This is a genomic window from Pseudomonas sp. F220 (assembly GCF_057813935.1).
Map to the genome: position 1 here is coordinate 218,442 of NZ_JBVASJ010000004.1, position 20,508 is coordinate 238,949.

A 20,508-nucleotide genomic window follows, 5' to 3' on the forward strand; every position below is an offset into this window, starting at 1 on the left:
GCAGCTGCTACAAGGTCGCGATCTACGCGTCAAGCTCGACCAATCTGCGCGCCAACGCCTTGGCCTGACTGGCCACGTCCGTGACCGCGGTACTTTCCCACCACATCCCGCGCAACGGCGGGCCCATGGCGAACAAGCGGTCAGCAACCTGTCCGTCGGAATTGATCAACGCGCCGCCAGCATCGGCGGCAATCCCCAACGCCAGCGGTCCCGGCTGAACCAGACCGCGAGCCAGCAGTTGCTGGGGCAAGGGCCGGGCCACACGACGCCAGTCGTACTCGATCCCGCTGGAGTTGATCAGCGCCGCACCGCTGACCAGGGTGGTGTGCATCTCGCCGCGTCGACGAATGCGGATGCTCACCTGGCCGTCAGCCGAAGGCTCAAGGCCCTTGAACGACGCCGCCTGAATCCGCAAACGTCCCTCGGCATGCAAACGTTTCACCAGCTCGGCACTCAACGGTGGCGAACGGTGATGGTGACTTTCCCACCATGGCCGTACATGGCGCACGAACTGCCGACGCTGCACATCCGTCGCCTGACTCCACAGACGTCCGATATGCGCGCGCACGGTGTCCAGCGGCGCTTGCCAATCGATACCGACCGCCAGCGCGGTCTGGCAATGGCGGCGCAGCTCGCGCAGCAACTGCTTCGGGGTGCGAATACTGTGATCCTCGGCGAGAAAGTCTACCCAGGCTGGTGGTTGACGGCGGACATGGGGCAGCAGGCCGTGCCGGGAAAATACCTCGATCGGCCCGCGATGACCGGCCTGCTCCAGCGACACCACGGCATCGACCATGGTCAGCCCGGAGCCGATGATCAGCACCGTGGATTGCGGATCGAGTTGGGCCATAGCCGAAACATCCCACGGGTCCAATGCTGCCGCATTCAAGCCGCTGGATTCGGTTTGCGGTGTACGCGCGGCCGGAAACATACCAGTGGCCAGCACGGCAAAAACACCGCGTAGTTTCTGACCGTCGCCGAGGGTCAACAGCGCCCCGGTTTCATCTGTCTGCAGATCGACCACTTCCCCACGAACATGCTCGACGCTGGAGCCATTCTGCGCGCCCACTGCCTGGGCTTCAGCCAGTCGTTGCTGCACATACAGTCCAAAAATCCCCCGTGGCGGGAACAATTCGTTGACCGGTACATGCTGCTGATCCGACTCCGGCCAGCCACCGGCGGCGATGAATTCACCGAGCCATTGGGTCAGGTCATCAGCGTTGTCCGGGTCGACGCTCATGCGCGCCGCGTTGCCGTTCAAGGTATGCCCCAATTCGACCGCGCTGTAGGCCTCGCCCCGACCCAATTCAGCGCGGGGTTCGATCACCAGCACCTGACGCTTGCCGGGCAGACGCAACAGCTGAGCAGCCAGCAGCGCGCCACTCAAGCCACCGCCGACGATCAGGATGTCAGCGCTGCGAATGGCGGGGTTCACCTGTCCGCTGTTGGTTTCACTCATGCCGTTCTCACTTGTCAGTGCTTACCCAGATAAAAATCGTGCAAATCGTCCCGCGCCAACAACTCGCTGGCGCTGCCGGAAACCACCACCCGCCCGGTATCGAGTACGTAAGCGTGGGAGGCGTATTTCAATGCCACATTAATGTTTTGCTCGGCGATCAGAAAGCTCACCTGCTGGTCACGATTGAGCTGCGCGATGATCTCGAAAATTTCCTGAACGATGATAGGCGCCAAACCCATTGACGGCTCGTCCAGTAGTACCAAAGTAGGACGTGTCATCAAGGCCCGGCCGATGGCGATCATCTGTTGTTCGCCGCCCGAGGTCAGACCCGCCTGGGTTTTGCGTTTGGTTTTGAGTCGTGGAAACCAGTCATAAATCCGTTGCAGATCCTGCTCCATGTCCTTGCGGCTCAAGTGCCGGACAAACCCGCCGCTGCGCAGGTTGTCTTCAACCGTCAGGTGGGCGAACACATGTCGCCCCTCCAGCACATGGACCATCCCTTGGCGCACGCGCTGGCTGGGGTCGATACCGGCAGTATCGCGGCCAAAAAATTCGATCACCCCGCGACTGACCTCGGCCCGCTCGGCACGGACCAGACCGGAAATCGCCTTGAGGGTCGTGCTTTTGCCGGCACCGTTGGCCCCGAGCAAGGCGACGATGCCGCCCTTGGGAACGCTCAAGGACACCCCCGCCACCGCAAGAATCGAAGCGTCGTAGATCACCTCGATATCCTTGACCTGCAGTAGTTCATAGGTCGCAGCGCTTGGAGCAGTCTGGCTCATGGTTTATTCATCCCCGGTGCAAGTGCGTGGCGTCAGACCTTTCTCTTTGGCGAAGGCTGCGGATTTTTCGTCGATCAGCGGGCGCAGCAACACGCGGTCGGCGGCGATCCAGTCGCTGATCAGTGTCCAGTGGGCGCCGTCCCACTGCTGAACCCGCGCCGAACCACCGCCTTCATGATCGCGGCACGACAGCTTGAGGTTTTGCATCAAACCGAAGTAGCCCATGTCCTTGAGCCGCGCATCATCGATGTTCAGGTGCTCCAGGCCCCAGCGCCCTTCCTCGCCATTGAGCGGCCGCTTGCCGAATTTACCCTGACCGGTGCGAATCGCTTCCACCGCAACAGCGGCGTTCACCAGACCGGAGTTGTAGTAGACGCTGCCGAAGTTCTTCAGGTCCTTGAGATCGCTTTTGCCCTTGTCGAGGATGTACTGTTTCAAGCGTTTGTGGATCTCGAAATCGGTACTGGCCGGGTATGGGGTCAGCGCCAGATAACCTTTGGCGGCAGCGCCTGCCGGCAGCACGTCTTCACTGGAACTGGCCCAGATGTCGCCGACGATATGGTCCACCGGGAAGCCGAAGCGCGCTGCGGTCTTCACCGCCACCGGCGTCGACACGCCCCAGGTGCGCAGGAATACCCAGTCCGGATTGGCCTGACGGATCTGCCGCCATTGCGCCGATTGCTCGTTGCCCGGATCGGCCACAGGAATCTGGATGTTCTCGAAACCGTACTTCTCGGCCAACAGTTTCAGCGGGCCCAGGGTTTCCCGACCATAGGCCGAGTCGTGGTAGACCGTGGCGATTTTCTTGCCCTTGAGTTTGTCGAAACCACCTTCGCGCTCGGCGATGTAATTCACCAAGGTCGAGGCTTCGCTGTAGAAGGTCAGCATCACCGGGAAGTTGTAAGGGAACACCGTACCGTCGGTGGCTTCGGTGCGACCGTAGCCGAGGGTGATCAACGGGATCTTGTCGACCTCTGCCCGCTCGCTCAGGGCGTAGGCAGCCGGAGCGCCATTGGGTGAATAGATCGCTACCGGGGCGCCATCCAGGCCTTTCTTGAAACGCTCATAGCACTCGATGCCCTTCTCCGCAGTCCACTCGGTTTCGCACTCCTGCCAGACCAGTTTGACCCCGTTGATCCCGCCTTCCACATCGTTGATGTAGTTCAGGTAATCGAGCATCCCGGCCCAGACCTGTACGCCGCTGGAGGCGTAGGCGCCGACCCGGTATGTGGCCAGAGGAAAAAACTGCTGGTCCGGCGAGGCCTGAACCATGGGCACTGCACTGCCAAAAACCGCCAGCGCCAACGCCGCGCCGGCCAACGAACGTTTCAAGGATGCACGCATATCGACTCTCTAATAGTGGGGGGATTCAGAAGCGCAGCGGCCAGTGACTCAGCCGCTCACGAAGGTTGCTCAACAAGCGGATCAGCCCCTCGGGTTCCTTGATCAGGAACAGGATGATCAGCACGCCGAAGATGATTTTTTGCAGGTTCTGCAATTGCCCGGCGTCCACCGAACCACCGAACAACGCTTGCCCGGCATGACTGAGCAGAATCGGCAACAGGCTGATAAACGCCGCGCCGACGAAGTTGCCGGCGATGCTGCCCATGCCCCCGATAATGATGATGAACAGGATCTGGAATGAGCGATTGATATCGAAGCTGCTGGCACTGGCCGTACCCAGATAGGCAAAGGCCCATAGTGCCCCGGCGATGCCCAGATAGAACGAGCTGACGGCAAAGGCCAGCCGCTTGTAGCGCACCACCGGGATGCCGACCACGGCGGCCGCGGTGTCCATGTCGCGGATGGCCATCCAGTTGCGGCCAATCTGGCTTTTCACCAGGTTCACGGCGACCCAGGTCAACAGCAACACCGTCAGCAGATAACGCCCCACCGGAGTGTTCAGGTCATGGCCGAACAGCGCCAGTCTCGGCGCCGAAATGGTGCCGGACGATCCGTAGTTGTAGAACCAGGGAAATTTGACGAATAGCCACTCCAGAAAGAACTGAGCCGCCAGGGTCGTGACCATCAGGTAGAAACCTTTGATCCGCGAGCTGGGCAGACCGAAAAGCAGCCCGACCACAGCGCTGATCAGCCCGCCACCGAGCAGCGCCACCGGCAAGCCCAACTCGGGCAGGCGCAACAGAAATCCGTAGGTAGCGAACGCGCCCACCGCCATGAAGCCGGCGGCGCCGACCGAGGTCTGGCCGGTATAGCCGGTCAGCAGATTGAGCCCGAGCCCGGCCAGTGACAGCACCAGAAACGGGATCAAAATCGCATTCAGCCAATAGTCGTTGCCCACCAGCGGCACAATGACAAAGGCCAGCAATAACAGGCCAGACAGGCCCCAGGGCAAGCGCCGCTGGATCAGTAATAACGGCGCAGTCTCGCGGGAAATAGACAAGGACATAAGCTCAGACTCGCTCGATGGCGCGCTCGCCGAACAGGCCGGCGGGGCGGATGTACAGAAAGGCCAAAGCCAGGACGTAGGCGAACCACGGGGTGATGCCACCGCCCATCAACGGGCCGACATAGACCTCGGCAAGGTTCTCGGCGGCACCGACGATCAAACCACCAGCAATCGCCCCGCCAATCGAGGTAAAACCTCCAATGATCAACACCGGCAACGCTTTGAGCACTACCAGTGACAGGGAGAACTGCACCCCTTGGCGCGCGCCCCAGAGCAGGCCAGCAACCAGTCCAACCATCCCGGCCACCGCCCAGACGATCTGCCAGATGCGGTTGAGGTTGATGCCGATGGACAACGCCGCCGTGGTGTCATCCGCGACCGCCCGCAGCGAGATGCCGATACGAGTCTTGTTGAACAGCAGCGCCAGCACCGTCACTAGCACGATGGCCGTGGCAGCGGCGATCAGGTCGAACTGGCTGAGCATGAGCGGGCCGATGAACAGCGGCACATCGTCGATGCCCAGGTCCAGCGCGCGGACTTGTGAGCCCATCAGCCCCTGGGCCAGACCTTCGATAATGAATGACAGCCCAAGGGTCGCCATGAACAGGGTGATCTGCGAGCGGTTGACCAGCGGCCGCAGCACCGCCCGCTCGATGATCAGCGCACCCATGATCATCACCAGCACCGTCAGCAGCAGCGCCAAAGCAAACGGCACGCCTTGATCGTGCAGGCTGACGAAGGTCATCGCGGCGAACAGCAGCATCGAGCCCTGAGCAAAATTGAACACTCCGCTGGCCTTGTAGATCAGCACGAAGCCAATGGCGACCAGCGAGTACATGGTGCCGGCCAGCAAGCCACCGAGCAGGGTTTCGAAGAAGAAAGTCATCAATGCACCACTCCCAGATACGCCGCAATCACCTCAGGATCGGCCTGCACTTGCGCCGGTGTGCCGTCGCCGACCTTGCGCCCGTAATCGAGCACCACCACGTGATCGGACAAGCCCATCACCACGCTCATGTCGTGCTCGATCAACACCACAGTGGTGCCAAGGTCGCGGTTGACGTCGGCGATAAAGCGCGCCATTTCCTGCTTCTCCTCGGCATTCATCCCGGCCATCGGCTCGTCCAGCAGCAACAGGCTCGGCCCGGCGATCAGTGCCCGGCCCAGCTCGACACGTTTTTGCAGGCCATAGGAAAGGTTGCCCACCAGCACATCGCGCTGCGCCTCAAGCTCGAGGAACTCGAGAATCCCCTGAGCCTGCTGGCGAAAGGCATCGGCCTCGCGTCGCGCCCGTGGCAGGCTGAGCGCCTGCTCGATGAACGTGGTGCGCATATGCCGCGACAGACCGGTGAGGATGTTGTCGATCACGCTCATCTTCTTGAACAGTGCATTGTTCTGGAACGTACGACCGATGCCCCGGCGCGCGGCGGCCAACGGATCGATGCGGCGAAAATGCTGCTGGTCGAAGACGATCTCCCCGGCATCGAAGCGATACACGCCATTGAGCACGTTGAGCAGCGAGCTCTTGCCGGCACCGTTGGGGCCGATCAGCGCACAGATCTCGCCACGGCGAACGTCGAAAGACAGCGCGTTGATCGCCTTGACGCCCTTGAAGGCCAGGGAAATACCGCTGACTTGCAGAATGGAATCGGTCGGAGTCATGCAATGTTCCGTTTGAATTCAGCGAGCCAAGCCGGTGCTGAGGGTTTTGCCGTGACGCCGGGGGCCTGCCAGATGGCGTGCAGGCGCTGGAAACCCAGCAGTCGGCGGACGCGGTTCTTGATCAGCCGTTGCAGGCCTTTTCCCGGGTTGGCGATGGCCCAATCACAAAGAGTGCGACGCCAGCTGCCTTGGGCCGCCAGCCGACTTTCGATCTCATCGGCCAGACGTTGCAGGCGTTCCGCCGAGAGCAACAAACCGCTGGGCGCGACCTCGCGGCGATCACGGCTGGCGCTGCCTGGGCTTTCCGCAAAGGCCAGGCACTGTCCGCTGGCCAGCCATTGCTCGAATAGCACGCCCAGGCCGTTTTGCCACTGCGTGCCCTCTTCGCTCCACAACTGACCGGCAGGTAACGCATGTCGCCAGCGGCTCAGGCGTCGCGGCGTTTCCACCGGGCCCAGCAGCTCGGTAAAACTCAGCACCGGCTGGTGGGACTGTCGGGGTACAAGCTGATTGGCGATAAGCAACAACCGTTGTGGGGCGCCGGTTTGCGTGGCGGCCATCCAATGCTGGAGCTGCTGACGACCGTGAACAAAGGCATGGCTGGGACGACTGCGCCATAGAGCCGTGTGCAGCGACTCCCGGTCCAGATCATCAGCCAGGGTCAACACCTGACCACCGATACTGTGTGCCGCCAGCGCAAGCAACAACAGATTCGGCTCGAAAGGCCCACTCAGGGCCAACCGCGAATCTGCGGTAAAACCCTGCTGGCGCAAGCCATCGGCCAGCCGCTCGACATCGCGCAAGGCATCGATCCAGCGCCAGACATACCATTGGCCCTGGCGCTTGTGGCGCAGCGCAGTCTGCAACGGGCTGACCTGGGCCCAGTGCTGCAGTTGTTCCAGGGCGTTGAGCAACATCACCAGCCATTCGGCTGGTACCAAATCCGCCGCGGAAGGACGTTTGAGTTCGTGCACGCTCATAGGCTTACCTCTGTTCCATGGGCTAAAGCATGCGGTGGTCCGCTGGGCTGGTGTGTTGGCTAAGAAGCGATGACTTCGATCCATAAAGCTTCGCCGATCCAGTGTGGGAGCGGGCTTGCTCGCGATAGCGGTCTGACAGTCACATCAATCTTGAATGTGCTGCCCTCATCGCGAGCAAGCCCGCTCCCACATTGGATTTTTGTTGTGTTCAAGGCCCCTCTCTACGGGTCTAGGCGGACACGGCGTTCTTATCCTGATGACGCAAAGCCGCCAAATCCCGATACCCGCTCCCCGGATGTATTTCCGGCAACCTTGGCCCCTCACCGAACAACTTCTCGCGCAAAGTCCCTGGCCGGTACTCGGTCTTGTACACCCCGCGCTTTTGCAACTCCGGCACCAACAACTCGACCGCATCGACAAAGGTTTCGTGGGTCAGCGCGTAGGCCAGGTTGAAGCCGTCGACATCAGTGTCCTCAACCCACTCCTCAAGCAGATCGGCCACGGTCTCCGGGCTGCCGACAAACAGCGGACCAAAGCCGCCAATACCCACCCAATCGGCCAACTCATGGGGCGTCCAGACCTTGTTCGGGTCGGCCGTGGAGAACGCCTCCACCGCCGACTGAATGGCGTTGGTGTGGACATGTTTGAGCGGTTCATCCGGCTTGAACTGGCTGAAGTCGATCCCGGTCCAGCCGGAGATCAGCGCCATCGCCCCCTCATAGCTGACCCAGGACTTGTATTCTTCGAACTTGGCTTTGGCCTTGGCGTCGGTCTCGCCGAGGATCACCGTCTGCAAATTGAAGATCAGGATCTTCGACGGATCGCGCCCCGCTTCGGCAGCGCGACGGCGGATATCGGCCACGGTCTTTTTCAGCAGCACTTTGGAGGGTGCTGCGACAAACACACATTCGGCATGCTCGGCGGCGAACTGCTTGCCACGGCTGGAAGCGCCGGCCTGATACAGCACTGGTGTGCGCTGCGGTGACGGCTCGCAGAGGTGAATACCCGGCACCTGAAAGTGTTTGCCGACATGCTGGATCTCGTGAATCTTGCTCGGGTCGCTGAAAATCCGCCGTTCACGATCACGAAGAATCGCGCCCTCTTCCCAGCTGCCTTCCCAAAGCTTGTAGCAAACCTGCAGATACTCTTCGGCGAAGTCGTAACGGGCGTCGTGTTCGGCCTGCGCGGTCTGCCCAAGGTTCTTCGCGCCGCTCTCCAGGTACGAGGTGACGATGTTCCAGCCGGCGCGGCCCTTGGTCAGATGATCGAGGGTCGACAGCCGTCGGGCGAACGGATACGGATGTTCAAACGACAGCGAGGCGGTAAGGCCAAAGCCGAGGTGTTCGGTCACCAGCGCCATCGGCGGGATCAGCTGCAACGGGTCGTTGACCGGCACTTGCGCCGCCTGACGAATCGCCGCATCGCCATTACCGTTGTAGACATCATAGATGCCCAGCACATCGGCAATAAACAGCCCGTCGAACTTGCCGCGTTCGAGAATCTTCGCCAGATCGGTCCAGTACTCCAGGTCCTTGTACTGCCAGGAGCGATCCCGCGGATGGGCCCACAGGCCGGGTGACTGGTGGCCGACGCAGTTCATGTCGAAAGCATTGAGACGAATTTCACGGGACATCAAACGGCACTCCTGTAGCTGGGCGGCAACACGCCGTTAAGGCGGTAGTTGCCGATCACCTGGTATTTCCAGCGCAACGGGTCGTGGAACGAACCGGGCAACGGCGTGCGCTGGCCGGTGAGTTCAAGCTCGGCATTGCTCACTGCCAACAAGGCGTCAGCGCTGGCAATGTCCGCCTCGGCCAGTGCCACACTGATTTCGGCGCCATCGTCGGATACCGCCAAAAAATGCTCGGCGCGTTCCAGCAATGCGGCGGCGACTTCGATGCGGATCTGCAAATCGCCGAATTTGCTGATGACATAAGGATCATCGGTCGCCTTGTTCAGGCCGCTGGCGGGCCATGGCTGCGCCTGTTCGCGAATAAAGCGCAGGGTCAGTTCCAGCACATGACGGGCGCTGTGCAGATCGGACTGGCGTTGGCTCAGTGGCTGCTCGACTGCCACCGGTTGGGTCAATGCATTCATCACGAACTCCTTAGTTCCAGGCATGCCGGGCTGGCTTGACACCGTTGAGCAGGAAATTACCGATCAGGTGGTATTTCCAGCGCGCCGGGTCGTGCAGGGTGTGGGTGCGCGCATTGCGCCAATGGCGATCAAGGTTGTATTTGCCAAGCACCGAGCGGGTGCCGGCCAGTTCGAACAGTTTGCTGCTGGCGAGCAAAGCGATTTCGGCGGACAACACCTTGGCTTGGGCAACTACCACCGAGGCATGGGCCACGGTGTCTTCGTTGGGATTGGCCAAGGCCTGGTCGACTGCGCGCCCGGCCTTTTGCAGAATCGCTTCGGTGCCATGGACCCGCCATTCAAGATCGCCAATGGCGGCAATGGTGAACGGGTCCTGCCATCCGTGATCCTGCTGGCTGTCGATCCATGGCCGCGCTTGACGGGCGTAGCGTTTGGTTTCTTCCAGAGCGCCGAGGGCGATCCCGGTATCGACTGCGGCTTGAATGATTTGCGAAATTGGCCCGTCAGCGGTGGGCTCATCGAAGGCCTTGTGAGCGGGAATCACACTGCTTAGCGGCACGCGCACCGCGTTCAACGTCACGCCGCCACTGGCGGTGGTGCGCTGACCGAAGCCATCCCAGCTGTCGATGACCGTCAACCCGGGATTGTCGCGTTCGATAAAAGCGATGAAGGCCTTGTTCTCTTCATCAACCGCCACCGCCGGGACAATGTGGGCAAACAAGGCGCCGGTGCAGTAGAACTTCTCGCCGTCGATCTGCGCGGTCTCGCCGTCGAAACGAATACGGGTTTCAAAAGCGCCGGCGTTTTTGCTTTTGGCTTCGGAGAAAGCGTTGCCAAAGCGATAGCCCTGCAGGACCTTGTCGAAGTAGTAGCGCTTCTGCTCTTCGGTGGCGGTTTGCAGCAGGATATCCAGCACACCCAGGTGGTTCTGCGGAATCTGCCCGAGAGACGAGTCCGCAGCGGAAATGATCTTGATCACTTCAGCGACCGTGACGTAGGACACGCCAGCGCCGCCGTAGGCCTTGGGAATGGTGATACCCCACAAGCCGCTGGCAGAGAATTCATCCAGTTCGGCAACCGGCAAGCGCCGCTCGCGATCACGCACGCCGGCTTCCTCAGCGAAGCGCTGGGCCAATCTTTTGGCAACGATGATCGCTTCGGCATCCGAACCGATGATATGGGCGTTACGCGGGGGTGAGGCAGAGGCTGTCATAGGCCGACTCCGTGGTTCCGGGTAGATGCGAAGAATCCGCCCAGAGCTCATTGCAGAAGTCGTGCCGATAAATAATAGGTATCAAATTCAGATAGTTACAAAATCAATGCAGAAACTACAACAACAAGAACCCAGCAAACTGTTTATCCAGTGTTGTTCCATAAACAGTGGCTGTCGGTTGCCCGAATCAAATCACCACATTACGCACAAACCGTGCTGCCACCGGCCCATCGTTGCGATAGGCATGGGGCTGATTGCTGGCAAACATGAAGAACTCCCCGGTTTCAAGCTTTCGCTCCTCGTCGCCGAGCATCAGCGTCAGGCAGCCTTCGAACACATAAAGCTGTTCGCTCCAGCCATCGGCATCCGGTTCGGATAAATACTGCTCGCCTGGCTCCAGCCGCCACTCCCACAACTCGACCTCACGACAGGCCGTCGCCTTGGCCAGCAACACCGCTTTACTGCCGGGGATCGCCCCAGCCCAGGCGAGTTCGTTGATGCGGCTCGGGTCACGAGCGTCGGGGGCCTGGATCAGGTCGCTGAAAGCAACGTCCAGGGCTTCGGCGACCCGATCCAGAGTCGTCAGGCTGACGTTCTTCTCGCCGGCTTCGATGGCCACCAGCATTCGCCGACTGACGCCGGATTTTTCCGCCAGAGCCGTCTGGCTCAACTGCGCGGCATGTCGCAGGCGACGTACGTTCTGGCTGACGTGCTGAAGGACGGAGGCGCGCTGTGTAGGATCTTTGTGCACTATATTGCTCACTTGACTGATTTGCGCAGTATACTGCCCAACTTCCGACGCATTGTGCGTCCCACTCAGGTAGCGCGCAAGGCCATGACGTCGGTGAAATCTCCCCAGTCTTCTCCTCTGTTCTCACGGTTCAGCAAAGCCGAGTGCGTGTTGGTGCTGATCACCATAATCTGGGGCGGGACATTTCTGCTGGTGAAGCAGGCGATGACCGTCAGTGGGCCGATGTTTTTTGTCGGTCTGCGGTTCGCCGCAGCGGCATGCATCGTGGCGCTGTTCTCTTACCGCAGCCTGCGCCATTTGACCCTGTTCGAGTTCAAGGCCGGTGCCTTCATCGGTATGTCGATCATGCTCGGTTATGGTCTGCAGACTATGGGTTTGCAGACCATTCCCAGCAGTCAGTCGGCGTTCATTACTGCGCTCTACGTCCCTTTTGTGCCCTTGCTGCAATGGCTGGTATTCGGGCGTCGGCCGGGATTGATGCCCAGTATTGGCATCATGCTGGCGTTCACCGGCCTCATGCTGCTCTCCGGCCCGAGTGGCGCATCGCTGAATTTCAGTCCGGGGGAAATTGCTACGTTGATCAGCACCATTGCGATTGCTGCCGAAATCATTTTGATCAGCACCTATGCCGGGCAGGTCGATGTACGGCGGGTCACCGTCGTGCAACTGGTCGTTACGTCAGTGCTGGCGTTTCTGATGGTGGTGCCGACGCAGGAAGTCATTCCTGAATTTTCCTGGCTGCTACTGGCCAGCGCTTTGGGCCTGGGCGCGACCAGTGCGGCGATTCAGGTGGCGATGAACTGGGCGCAGAAAAGTATTTCACCGACCCGCGCGACGCTGATCTATGCCGGTGAGCCGGTGTGGGCCGGGATCGTCGGGCGCATCGCTGGCGAACGGTTGCCCGCCATCGCCTTGCTGGGCGCAGGGTTAATCGTGGTAGCGGTGATCGTCAGCGAGTTGAAGACCAAGGGCAACGCCAGCGTTGAGACGTTGGACGATCTGGAGCGCGAAACCGACGTTTAAGCCCTCAAAGTCAAAAGATCGCAGCCTATCGGCAGCTCCTACAGGGGGATTGCATGCACCCGCAACATCGTGGGTGTACTCGGTCGGTGTAGGAGCTGCCGATAGGCTGCGATCTTTTAGGGCATACATGCGGACGTTTAAGCTCACCCATATCAGGAAATCCAGCCGTTTTCCGCCTACCTTGTAGGATCCTGCCACAGCTTGGCAGTTGGTGATCCGGGGCCCGGCACGTATGATCCATCACAAACTTCCGCAGATTAGAAGCCTATGTCCCTGATAGTTCTACTGCTTTTGCCTTTTATCGGCAGCGGTCTGGCGGCCTTGCTGCCGCACAACGCACGTAACACTGAATCCCTGCTGGCCGGTCTGGTTGCACTGATCGGCACCATACAAGTCGCCATGCTCTATCCGCAGATCGCCCACGGCGGCGTCATTCGCGAAGAGTTCCTCTGGCTGCCCAGCCTGGGCTTGAACTTCGTCCTGCGCATGGACGGTTTCGCCTGGCTGTTCTCGTTACTGGTGCTAGGCATCGGTACGCTGGTGTCGCTCTACGCGCGCTATTACATGTCACCGGAAGATCCGGTGCCGCGCTTCTTTGCGTTTTTCCTGGCCTTTATGGGTGCCATGCTCGGGCTGGTAATCTCCGGCAATCTGATCCAAATCGTATTTTTCTGGGAACTGACCAGTCTGTTCTCGTTCCTGTTGATCGGCTATTGGCACCACCGCGCCGACGCCCGCCGTGGCGCCTATATGGCGTTGATGGTGACTGGCGCCGGTGGTTTGTGCCTGCTGGCGGGGGTCATGCTGCTCGGCCATGTCGTCGGCAGCTACGACCTGGACAAGGTGCTCGCTGCCGGTGACCTGATCCGCGCCCATGCCCTTTACCCGATTCTACTGCCACTGATCCTGATCGGCGCCTTGAGCAAAAGCGCGCAATTCCCCTTCCACTTCTGGCTTCCCCACGCCATGGCCGCACCGACACCGGTCTCGGCCTACCTGCACTCGGCAACCATGGTCAAAGCCGGGGTGTTTCTTCTGGCGCGGCTCTGGCCGTCACTTTCCGGCAGCGAAGAATGGTTCTATATCGTCGGCGGTGCCGGTGCCTGCACCCTGTTGCTGGGCGCCTATTGCGCGATGTTCCAGAACGACCTCAAAGGTCTGCTCGCCTATTCGACCATCAGCCACCTGGGCCTGATCACCTTGCTGCTGGGCCTCAACAGCCCGCTGGCCGCCGTCGCCGCGGTGTTCCACATTCTCAACCACGCCACCTTCAAGGCCTCGCTGTTCATGGCCGCCGGCATCATCGACCACGAAAGCGGCACCCGCGACATCCGCAAACTCAGTGGTTTGATCCGGCTGATTCCGTTCACCGCCACACTGGCCATGGTCGCCAGCGCCTCGATGGCCGGCGTGCCGCTGCTCAACGGCTTCCTGTCCAAAGAAATGTTCTTCGCCGAAACCGTGTTCATTTCCGCCACCGCCTGGGTCGAAATGGCCCTGCCGGTGATCGCCACCATCGCAGGCACTTTCAGCGTCGCCTATTCCCTACGATTCACCGTCGACGTGTTTTTCGGCCCAACGGCCACTGACCTTCCCCACACACCGCACGAACCGCCACGCTGGATGCGCGCGCCGGTCGAATTGCTGGTATTCACGTGCCTGGTGGTGGGTATTTTCCCGGCCCAGGTGATCGGTCCGTTGCTGGCGGCGGCCGCTTTGCCAGTGGTCGGCGGCACCCTGCCCGAGTACAGCCTGGCCATCTGGCACGGCTGGAACGCGCCGATGATCATGAGCCTGATCGCCATGTCTGGCGGCATCGTGCTCTATCTGCTGTTGCGCAATCAGCTCAAGCGCGGACGTTTCAAATACCCGCCGATCATTAGTTACTTCAATGGCAAACGGATGTTCGAGCGCAGCCTGGTGATCATGATGCGTGTGGCCCGGCGCATCGAGCGACGAGTCAGCACTAAGCGCCTGCAGACCCAATTGTTCCTGTTGGTGCTGATGGCGGTGCTCGCCGGGTTGATCCCGATGCTCCACAGCAGCCTGAGTTGGGGTGATCGGCCGAAAATTCCAGGGTCGATCGTGTTCGTTACCCTCTGGCTGTTGGCGATTGCCTGTGCCCTCGGCGCCGCCTGGCAAGCCAAGTATCACCGGCTTGCGGCCCTGACCATGGTCAGCGTCTGCGGCTTGATGACTTGCGTGACCTTCGTCTGGTTCTCGGCGCCGGACCTGGCCTTGACCCAACTGGTGGTCGAAGTGGTGACTACGGTGTTGATCCTGCTGGGTCTGCGCTGGTTGCCACGGAGGATCGAAGACGTTTCGCCATTGCCAAGCAGCCTGCCCAAGGCGCGAATTCGCCGTCTGCGCGACTTACTGCTGTCGACGGTGGTCGGTGGTGGCATGGCGTTGTTGTCCTACGCGATGCTGACCCGTCAGACGCCCAACGACATCTCCTCCTTCTACCTCAGCCGCGCGCTGCCGGAAGGGGGTGGCAGCAACGTGGTCAACGTGATGCTGGTAGATTTTCGCGGCTTCGACACCCTCGGCGAAATCACCGTCCTCGCTGCTGTGGCGCTGACCGTTTTCGCCCTGCTGCGACGCTTCCGACCGCCCAAGGAAAGCATGCAGCTGCCGGCTCAACAGCGTCTGCTGGCGCCCGACGTGGTGACCGATCTGGTCAACCCACGACACGCCAGCGATACCGCGCTGGGCTTCATGATGGTTCCGGCGGTGCTGGTGCGGTTATTGCTGCCGATTGCCCTGGTGGTGTCGTTCTACCTGTTCATGCGTGGGCATAACCAACCGGGCGGCGGTTTCGTTGCCGGGCTGGTGATGTCGGTGGCGTTCATCCTGCAATACATGGTCGCCGGCACCCAGTGGGTCGAGGCGCAGATGAGCCTGCGGCCGGTGCGCTGGATGGGTACCGGGCTGCTGTTCGCCACCGTTACCGGGTTGGGTGCGATGGCCGTGGATTATCCGTTCCTGACCACCCACACCTGGCACTTCGAGCTGCCGATAGTGGGCGACATCCATATCGCCAGCGCACTGTTCTTCGACATCGGCGTGTACGCCGTGGTGGTTGGTTCGACGCTGCTGATCCTCACCGCGCTGGCTCACCAATCGGTGCGCGGCCATAAACCGAGCAGCCAGCCCAAACCTATTGCCAGGCCAGGAGCAATCTGATGGAAGAAGTCATCGCAATTGCCATTGGGGTTCTGGCGGCCTCCGGGGTCTGGCTGGTGCTGCGCCCACGGACTTTTCAGGTAGTCATGGGCCTGTGCCTGTTGTCCTACGGGGTCAACCTGTTCATTTTCAGCATGGGCAGCCTGTTTATCGGCAAGGAGCCGATCATCAAGGACGGCGTACCCCAGGACTTGCTGCACTACACCGACCCGCTGCCGCAGGCTCTGGTGCTGACCGCCATCGTCATCAGTTTCGCCATGACCGCGTTGTTTCTGGTGGTGCTGCTGGCATCCCGGGGCCTGACCGGTACCGACCATGTGGATGGCCGGGAGCCTAAAGAATGAACTGGATGCCCCATCTGATCGCTGCGCCGATTCTGCTGCCGTTGCTGACGGCCGCCCTGATGCTGATGCTCGGTGAAAAACACCGACCGCTCAAAGCCCGGATCAACCTGTTCTCGAGCGTGCTGGGTCTTGGGATTTCGGTGCTGCTGTTGCAGTGGACCCAGCAAACAGGTGTGCCCGGCTCCATCGGCGTGTACCTGCCGGGCAACTGGCAAGTGCCGTTCGGTATCGTGCTGGTGGTCGATCGCCTTTCTGCATTGATGCTGGTGCTGACCGGAATCATTGGCGTCTGCGCCCTGCTGTTCGCCATGGCCCGCTGGGATCGTGCCGGTGCGAGTTTTCACGCGCTGTTCCAGATCCAGTTGATGGGTCTTTACGGTGCCTTCCTGACCGCAGACCTGTTCAACCTGTTCGTGTTCTTCGAAGTGCTGCTGGCCGCCTCCTACGGGCTGATCCTGCACGGTTCGGGTCGGGCGCGGGTGTCTTCGGGCCTGCATTACATTTCGATCAACCTGCTGGCCTCCTCGCTATTCCTGATTGGCGCGGCGCTGATCTACGGCGTCACCGGCACCCTGAACATGGCTGACCTGGCGCTGAAAATCCCGCTGGTGCCGCAAGCCGATCGCGGCCTGCTGCACGCCGGCGCGGCGATTCTCGCCGTGGCGTTTCTGGCCAAGGCTGGCATGTGGCCGCTGAATTTCTGGCTGGTGCCGGCCTACTCCTCGGCCAGCGCGCCGGTGGCGGCGATGTTCGCGATCATGACCAAGGTCGGCGTGTATACCTTGCTGCGCTTGTGGACCTTGCTGTTCTCCGGGCAAGCCGGCGCTTCGGCGTACTTTGGCGGCGACTGGCTGGTCTACGGTGGCATGGCGACGATCGTCTGCGCGGCGCTGGCCATTCTCGCCGCGCAACGGCTGGAACGCATGGCGAGCCTGAGCATTCTGGTGTCGGCAGGGATTCTGCTGTCGGCCGTCGGTTTTGCCCAACCGAGCCTCACCGCTGGCGCGCTGTTCTATCTGGTCAGTTCGACCCTGGCGTTGAGCGCACTGTTCCTGCTGGCGGAACTGATCGAGCGCTCGCGCTCGGCCACTGAAATGCTGCTGGACTATGAAGGCGAGATCATCCCGCGACCACGGGAATCCTTGCAGCCCCCCAAAGGCATCAACCTCGATGACGAACAGAAAGCCGTGGTCGGCCAGGTGATTCCCTGGACCATGGCCTTTCTCGGTTTGAGCTTCATTGCCTGCGCCCTGCTGATCATCGGCATGCCGCCGCTGTCCGGGTTCATTGGCAAGCTCAGCTTGCTCAGCGCCCTGCTCAACCCGCTAGGCCTGGGCAACGGTGCTGATGAGCCAATTTCGAATGCCGCCTGGGGCTTGCTGGCGTTGTTGATCCTTTCCGGACTGGCTTCGCTGATTGCCTTCTCGCGCCTGGGCATCCAGCGGTTCTGGAAACCCGAGGAGCGCCCTTCACCGCTGCTGCGGCACTTCGAATGCGTGCCGATCATTGTCCTGCTGGGGCTAAGCATCCTGTTGACGTTCAAGGCCGAACCGCTGCTGCGCTATACCCAGGCCGCTGCCGACACCCTGAATGACCCGCAGCAATACGTCATGGCGGTGCTGGGCACGCGCGCAGTACCGAGCCCGGAAGCCAAAGCCGCGCGGCTGGAGGTCCAACCATGAAACGTCTGTTCCCTGCGCCCTGGTTGTCGTTGGCGCTCTGGCTGTTGTGGCTGGTGCTGAACCTGTCTGTCAGCCCCGGCAACCTGCTGCTCGGTGCGGTGCTCGGAGTTGCCGCGCCGCTGATGATGAAGCCGTTGCGACCGCTGCCGATCCGCATTCGCCGGCCCGGGGTGATTGTGCGGTTGTTCTTCCAGGTGGGTCGCGATGTGCTGGTGTCCAACATCGCCGTCGCCTGGGGCGTATTGAACGCCGGGCGACGAGCGCCGCGCTCCCGGTTCATCAAGGTGCCGCTGGACCTGCGTGATGCCAATGGCCTGGCCGCGCTGTCGATGATCACCACCGTGATTCCCGGCACTGTCTGGTCAGAGCTGGCACTGGACCGCAGCGTTTTGCTGCTGCATGTGTTCGATCTGGATGACGACGCGCAATTCATCCAGCACTTCAAGGCGACCTATGAGCGCCCGTTGATGGAGATCTTCGAATGAGCGCCCTGCTCTCGAATGCGATTTTGCTGAGCCTGTTCCTTTTCTCGGTGGCCATGGTCCTGACCCTGATCCGCCTGTTCAAAGGCCCGTCGGCCCAGGACCGGGTTTTGGCGCTGGACTATCTGTATATCCTCGCCATGCTGATGATGCTGGCGCTAGGCATCCGCTATGCCAGTGACACCTACTTCGAAGCTGCACTGCTGATTGCCTTGTTTGGCTTTGTCGGCTCCTTTGCGCTGGCGAAATTCCTGCTGCGTGGCGAGGTAATCGAATGAACCCTCTCAGCGAGTTGTCACTCTGGATAGAGATTCCAGTGGCCATCCTCTTGGTGCTCAGCAGCCTGTTTGCACTGATTGGCGCTTTCGGCCTGGTGCGGATGAAGGACTACTTCCAGCGCATGCACCCACCGGCACTGGCGTCGACATTGGGCGCCTGGTGCGTGGCGTTGGCTTCGATCATCTATTTTTCGGCACTCAAGTCCAGTCCGGTACTGCATGCATGGCTGGTCCCGATTCTGCTGTCGATCACCATGCCAGTGACCACCTTGCTGCTGGCTCGGGCGGCGTTGTTCCGCAAGCGTATGGCGGGGGATGATGTGCCGGCTGAAGTGAGTAGTCGGAGAACTGAGGGTGGGAGCTGAGGTGGTCCGGAGAGTTTGTATCGTCTGAATAGCCGTCATCGCGAGCAAGCTCGGCTCCTACAAATCTGCGTCAGCCCGCGATGGTTTGATCAGCAGAGAGCTAGTGTGGGAGCGGGCTTGCTCGCGAATGCAATAGTAGCGGCGACTCAAAACCAGGCAATGATCAACAATCCCAGCCCCAACACCACACACAGCGGCGAAAAGGCCCAGCTATCCAAACGAGCAAACTTCGACCCGCCGATCCGCTTGAAAAACCCCACGGCCTTGAAGTCACCGATAGCCCGCAAGAACATCACCAGCGCAATCGCGGTGAGCGACCATTGCAGCGTCTCGGACGTAACAACCGGCAGGAACACACCGGCTCGCAGACACACCAGAACCGCAATCACCAGTAACGCGACGGCCACCAGCAACGTACCGAGCGCTGAAGGTTTGAACGCTGGTTTCAACTCCCCGCCAGACTTGCCCGGCACCTGCGGCACCGCCGCGTCACTGCCCGTCTTGCCGCCCAGTGCCCAGTACAGATGGATCAGACTGATCAGCGCAAAAATACCGGCAATCCCTTGGGCAACCAAAAGCATCATGGCCAGACTTCCTTGATGGGGTGTGCCAAAGAATGAACGTCCGTGGCACGTGTGGAGCTGGCACAGCTTGCGATCTTTTCTTTGAAGATCAAAAGATCAAAAGATCAAAAGATCAAAAGATCAAAAGATCGCAGACTGCGGCAGCTCCTACGGCAGAGGTCAATTACTTCAAAGCAGCTGACACCTTGTCAGCCACATCCTTGGGCACCCACGCCTGCCACACATCCGGATGCGCCTTCAAGAACGCTTCGGCGGCCTGATGCGGCGCCGTGTGTTTCTCGCTCATGTCGGCCAATGCCTTGTTCAAAGGACCGATCGGTAAGTCGACCTTTGTGAAGAACTCAACAAGTTGCGGGTATTGCTTCTGGAACGGCGTGGACACGCCAATGGACAGCTTTGAAGCCAGGGAGCGCGTTGGTTTAGGATCAGGGTTGTCGGCGTCGGTCAGGGTTTTCCACGCCTCGGCATCGAAAGGCGGTTCTTGCAGTTGAATCAGCTTGAAACGACCCAGTAACGGCGTGGGCGACCAGTAATAAAACAGGATCGGTTTGCCACGGCGAATTGACGAACTGATTTCTGCGTCCAGCGCCGCGCCGGAGCCACTGCGAAAATTCACATAACTGTCATTCAGACCATAGGCCTTGAGCTTCTGCTTGTTGACCACTTCCGAGGTCCAGCCGATCGGGCTGTTGAGGAAGCGCCCTTTGCCCGGACTTTCAGGATCACTGAAAACATCCTTGTATCGCGGCAGATCGGACACGCTACGCAAGTCCGGCGCCATGGGTTTGATTCCTTTGGCCGGATCACCCTTGATCACATACTCCGGAACCCACCAGCCTTCGGTCGCACCTTTGACCGTATCGCCAAGGCTCGCCACTTTGCCCTCGGCCTCAGCCTTGACCCATACAGGGCTGCGTCCGGCCCATTCTTCGCCGATGACCTGAATGTCATTGTTGGCCAACGCGGTTTCCAGCGTGATGGTAGTGCCCGGAAGCATATCGGTGGGCAGTCCATAACCCTTCTCGACAATAATCCGCAGGATATCGGTGATCAGGCTGCCGCTTTCCCAGTTGAGGTCGGCAAAATGAATGGGCGCCAAGGCAGCAGATGCCGGGATGGGAGCGGTCAACAAGCTGAGTGTGGTCAATGTGCTGGCCAGCAGCACTCGAAATCCTTTCATGCTTTTGCACCTCGTGCTTTTCACAGCAAT

The 20,508-nt window shown here is 60.5% G+C and carries 20 protein-coding genes; 7 read left to right on the top strand and 13 right to left on the bottom strand.

What is annotated here, in order from left to right:
• Positions 1-22: 22 nt before the first annotated feature.
• The 11 genes from ACZYSM_RS06260 to ACZYSM_RS06310 form a co-directional block, all read right to left on the bottom strand.
• Entirely contained in the window at positions 23-1,459 is a 1,437-nt protein-coding gene (locus ACZYSM_RS06260; protein ID WP_489069912.1) for an FAD/NAD(P)-binding protein, read from the bottom strand.
• Between the two features lie 14 nt (positions 1,460-1,473).
• Positions 1,474-2,241 carry an ABC transporter ATP-binding protein gene (locus tag ACZYSM_RS06265; protein WP_489069914.1) on the bottom strand — a complete coding sequence of 256 codons (768 nt, stop codon included), beginning with the start codon at positions 2,239-2,241 and terminating at the stop codon, positions 1,474-1,476.
• Between the two features lie 3 nt (positions 2,242-2,244).
• On the bottom strand, positions 2,245-3,585 hold the full coding sequence (locus ACZYSM_RS06270) for an ABC transporter substrate-binding protein (RefSeq protein WP_489069916.1): 1,341 nt from the start codon (positions 3,583-3,585) through the stop codon (positions 2,245-2,247).
• Positions 3,586-3,610: 25 nt separating this feature from the next.
• Entirely contained in the window at positions 3,611-4,651 is a 1,041-nt protein-coding gene (locus ACZYSM_RS06275; RefSeq protein ID WP_489069918.1) for a branched-chain amino acid ABC transporter permease, read from the bottom strand.
• A gap of 4 nt (positions 4,652-4,655) precedes the next feature.
• Positions 4,656-5,537, bottom strand: a complete 882-nt coding sequence (locus ACZYSM_RS06280) for a branched-chain amino acid ABC transporter permease (RefSeq protein WP_489069920.1) — start codon at positions 5,535-5,537, stop codon at positions 4,656-4,658.
• On the bottom strand, positions 5,537-6,313 hold the full coding sequence (locus tag ACZYSM_RS06285) for an ABC transporter ATP-binding protein (RefSeq protein WP_489069922.1): 777 nt from the start codon (positions 6,311-6,313) through the stop codon (positions 5,537-5,539). Before ACZYSM_RS06285 ends, ACZYSM_RS06280 begins: the two co-directional genes overlap by 1 nt.
• On the bottom strand, positions 6,310-7,293 hold the full coding sequence (locus ACZYSM_RS06290) for an AMP-binding protein (protein WP_489069924.1): 984 nt from the start codon (positions 7,291-7,293) through the stop codon (positions 6,310-6,312). Before ACZYSM_RS06290 ends, ACZYSM_RS06285 begins: the two co-directional genes overlap by 4 nt.
• Before the next feature lie 229 nt (positions 7,294-7,522).
• Complete coding sequence (locus ACZYSM_RS06295; RefSeq protein ID WP_489069926.1) at positions 7,523-8,926, bottom strand: LLM class flavin-dependent oxidoreductase; 1,404 nt, start codon at positions 8,924-8,926, stop codon at positions 7,523-7,525.
• Entirely contained in the window at positions 8,926-9,390 is a 465-nt protein-coding gene (locus tag ACZYSM_RS06300) for an acyl-CoA dehydrogenase (RefSeq protein WP_489069928.1), read from the bottom strand. Before ACZYSM_RS06300 ends, ACZYSM_RS06295 begins: the two co-directional genes overlap by 1 nt.
• A gap of 10 nt (positions 9,391-9,400) precedes the next feature.
• Positions 9,401-10,603: an SfnB family sulfur acquisition oxidoreductase gene (locus ACZYSM_RS06305; RefSeq protein ID WP_489069930.1), complete on the bottom strand. Its 1,203-nt coding sequence runs from the start codon at positions 10,601-10,603 to the stop codon at positions 9,401-9,403.
• Positions 10,604-10,790: 187 nt separating this feature from the next.
• Positions 10,791-11,354 carry a helix-turn-helix domain-containing protein gene (locus ACZYSM_RS06310; protein ID WP_489069932.1) on the bottom strand — a complete coding sequence of 188 codons (564 nt, stop codon included), beginning with the start codon at positions 11,352-11,354 and terminating at the stop codon, positions 10,791-10,793.
• Here ACZYSM_RS06310 and ACZYSM_RS06315 point away from each other — a divergent pair.
• The 7 genes from ACZYSM_RS06315 (at position 11,349) to ACZYSM_RS06345 (ending at position 18,714) form a co-directional block, all read left to right on the top strand.
• Positions 11,349-12,377: a DMT family transporter gene (locus tag ACZYSM_RS06315; RefSeq protein ID WP_489069934.1), complete on the top strand. Its 1,029-nt coding sequence runs from the start codon at positions 11,349-11,351 to the stop codon at positions 12,375-12,377. The genes ACZYSM_RS06310 and ACZYSM_RS06315 overlap by 6 nt on opposite strands.
• A gap of 267 nt (positions 12,378-12,644) precedes the next feature.
• Positions 12,645-15,563, top strand: coding sequence for a monovalent cation/H+ antiporter subunit A (locus tag ACZYSM_RS06320; RefSeq protein ID WP_489069936.1), 2,919 nt, complete (start codon positions 12,645-12,647; stop codon positions 15,561-15,563).
• A complete protein-coding gene (locus tag ACZYSM_RS06325) occupies positions 15,563-15,907 on the top strand; it encodes a Na+/H+ antiporter subunit C (RefSeq protein ID WP_003202835.1) in 345 nt (114 codons plus the stop codon). The genes ACZYSM_RS06320 and ACZYSM_RS06325 overlap by 1 nt, the downstream gene beginning before the upstream one ends.
• Positions 15,904-17,589, top strand: coding sequence for a monovalent cation/H+ antiporter subunit D (locus ACZYSM_RS06330; RefSeq protein WP_489069943.1), 1,686 nt, complete (start codon positions 15,904-15,906; stop codon positions 17,587-17,589). The genes ACZYSM_RS06325 and ACZYSM_RS06330 overlap by 4 nt, the downstream gene beginning before the upstream one ends.
• Complete coding sequence (locus ACZYSM_RS06335) at positions 17,586-18,074, top strand: Na+/H+ antiporter subunit E (protein ID WP_489069945.1); 489 nt, start codon at positions 17,586-17,588, stop codon at positions 18,072-18,074. Before ACZYSM_RS06330 ends, ACZYSM_RS06335 begins: the two co-directional genes overlap by 4 nt.
• Positions 18,071-18,349, top strand: coding sequence for a K+/H+ antiporter subunit F (locus ACZYSM_RS06340; RefSeq protein ID WP_489069947.1), 279 nt, complete (start codon positions 18,071-18,073; stop codon positions 18,347-18,349). Before ACZYSM_RS06335 ends, ACZYSM_RS06340 begins: the two co-directional genes overlap by 4 nt.
• Entirely contained in the window at positions 18,346-18,714 is a 369-nt protein-coding gene (locus tag ACZYSM_RS06345; RefSeq protein ID WP_489069949.1) for a Na+/H+ antiporter subunit G, read from the top strand. The genes ACZYSM_RS06340 and ACZYSM_RS06345 overlap by 4 nt, the downstream gene beginning before the upstream one ends.
• 146 nt (positions 18,715-18,860) lie before the next feature.
• Here the strand turns inward: ACZYSM_RS06345 and ACZYSM_RS06350 are convergent, their stop codons facing one another.
• Both ACZYSM_RS06350 and ACZYSM_RS06355 read right to left on the bottom strand, forming a co-directional pair.
• Positions 18,861-19,298 carry a DUF3995 domain-containing protein gene (locus ACZYSM_RS06350; RefSeq protein ID WP_489069951.1) on the bottom strand — a complete coding sequence of 146 codons (438 nt, stop codon included), beginning with the start codon at positions 19,296-19,298 and terminating at the stop codon, positions 18,861-18,863.
• A gap of 163 nt (positions 19,299-19,461) precedes the next feature.
• Entirely contained in the window at positions 19,462-20,478 is a 1,017-nt protein-coding gene (locus ACZYSM_RS06355; protein WP_489069953.1) for an ABC transporter substrate-binding protein, read from the bottom strand.
• Between the last annotated feature and the right edge of the window lie 30 nt (positions 20,479-20,508).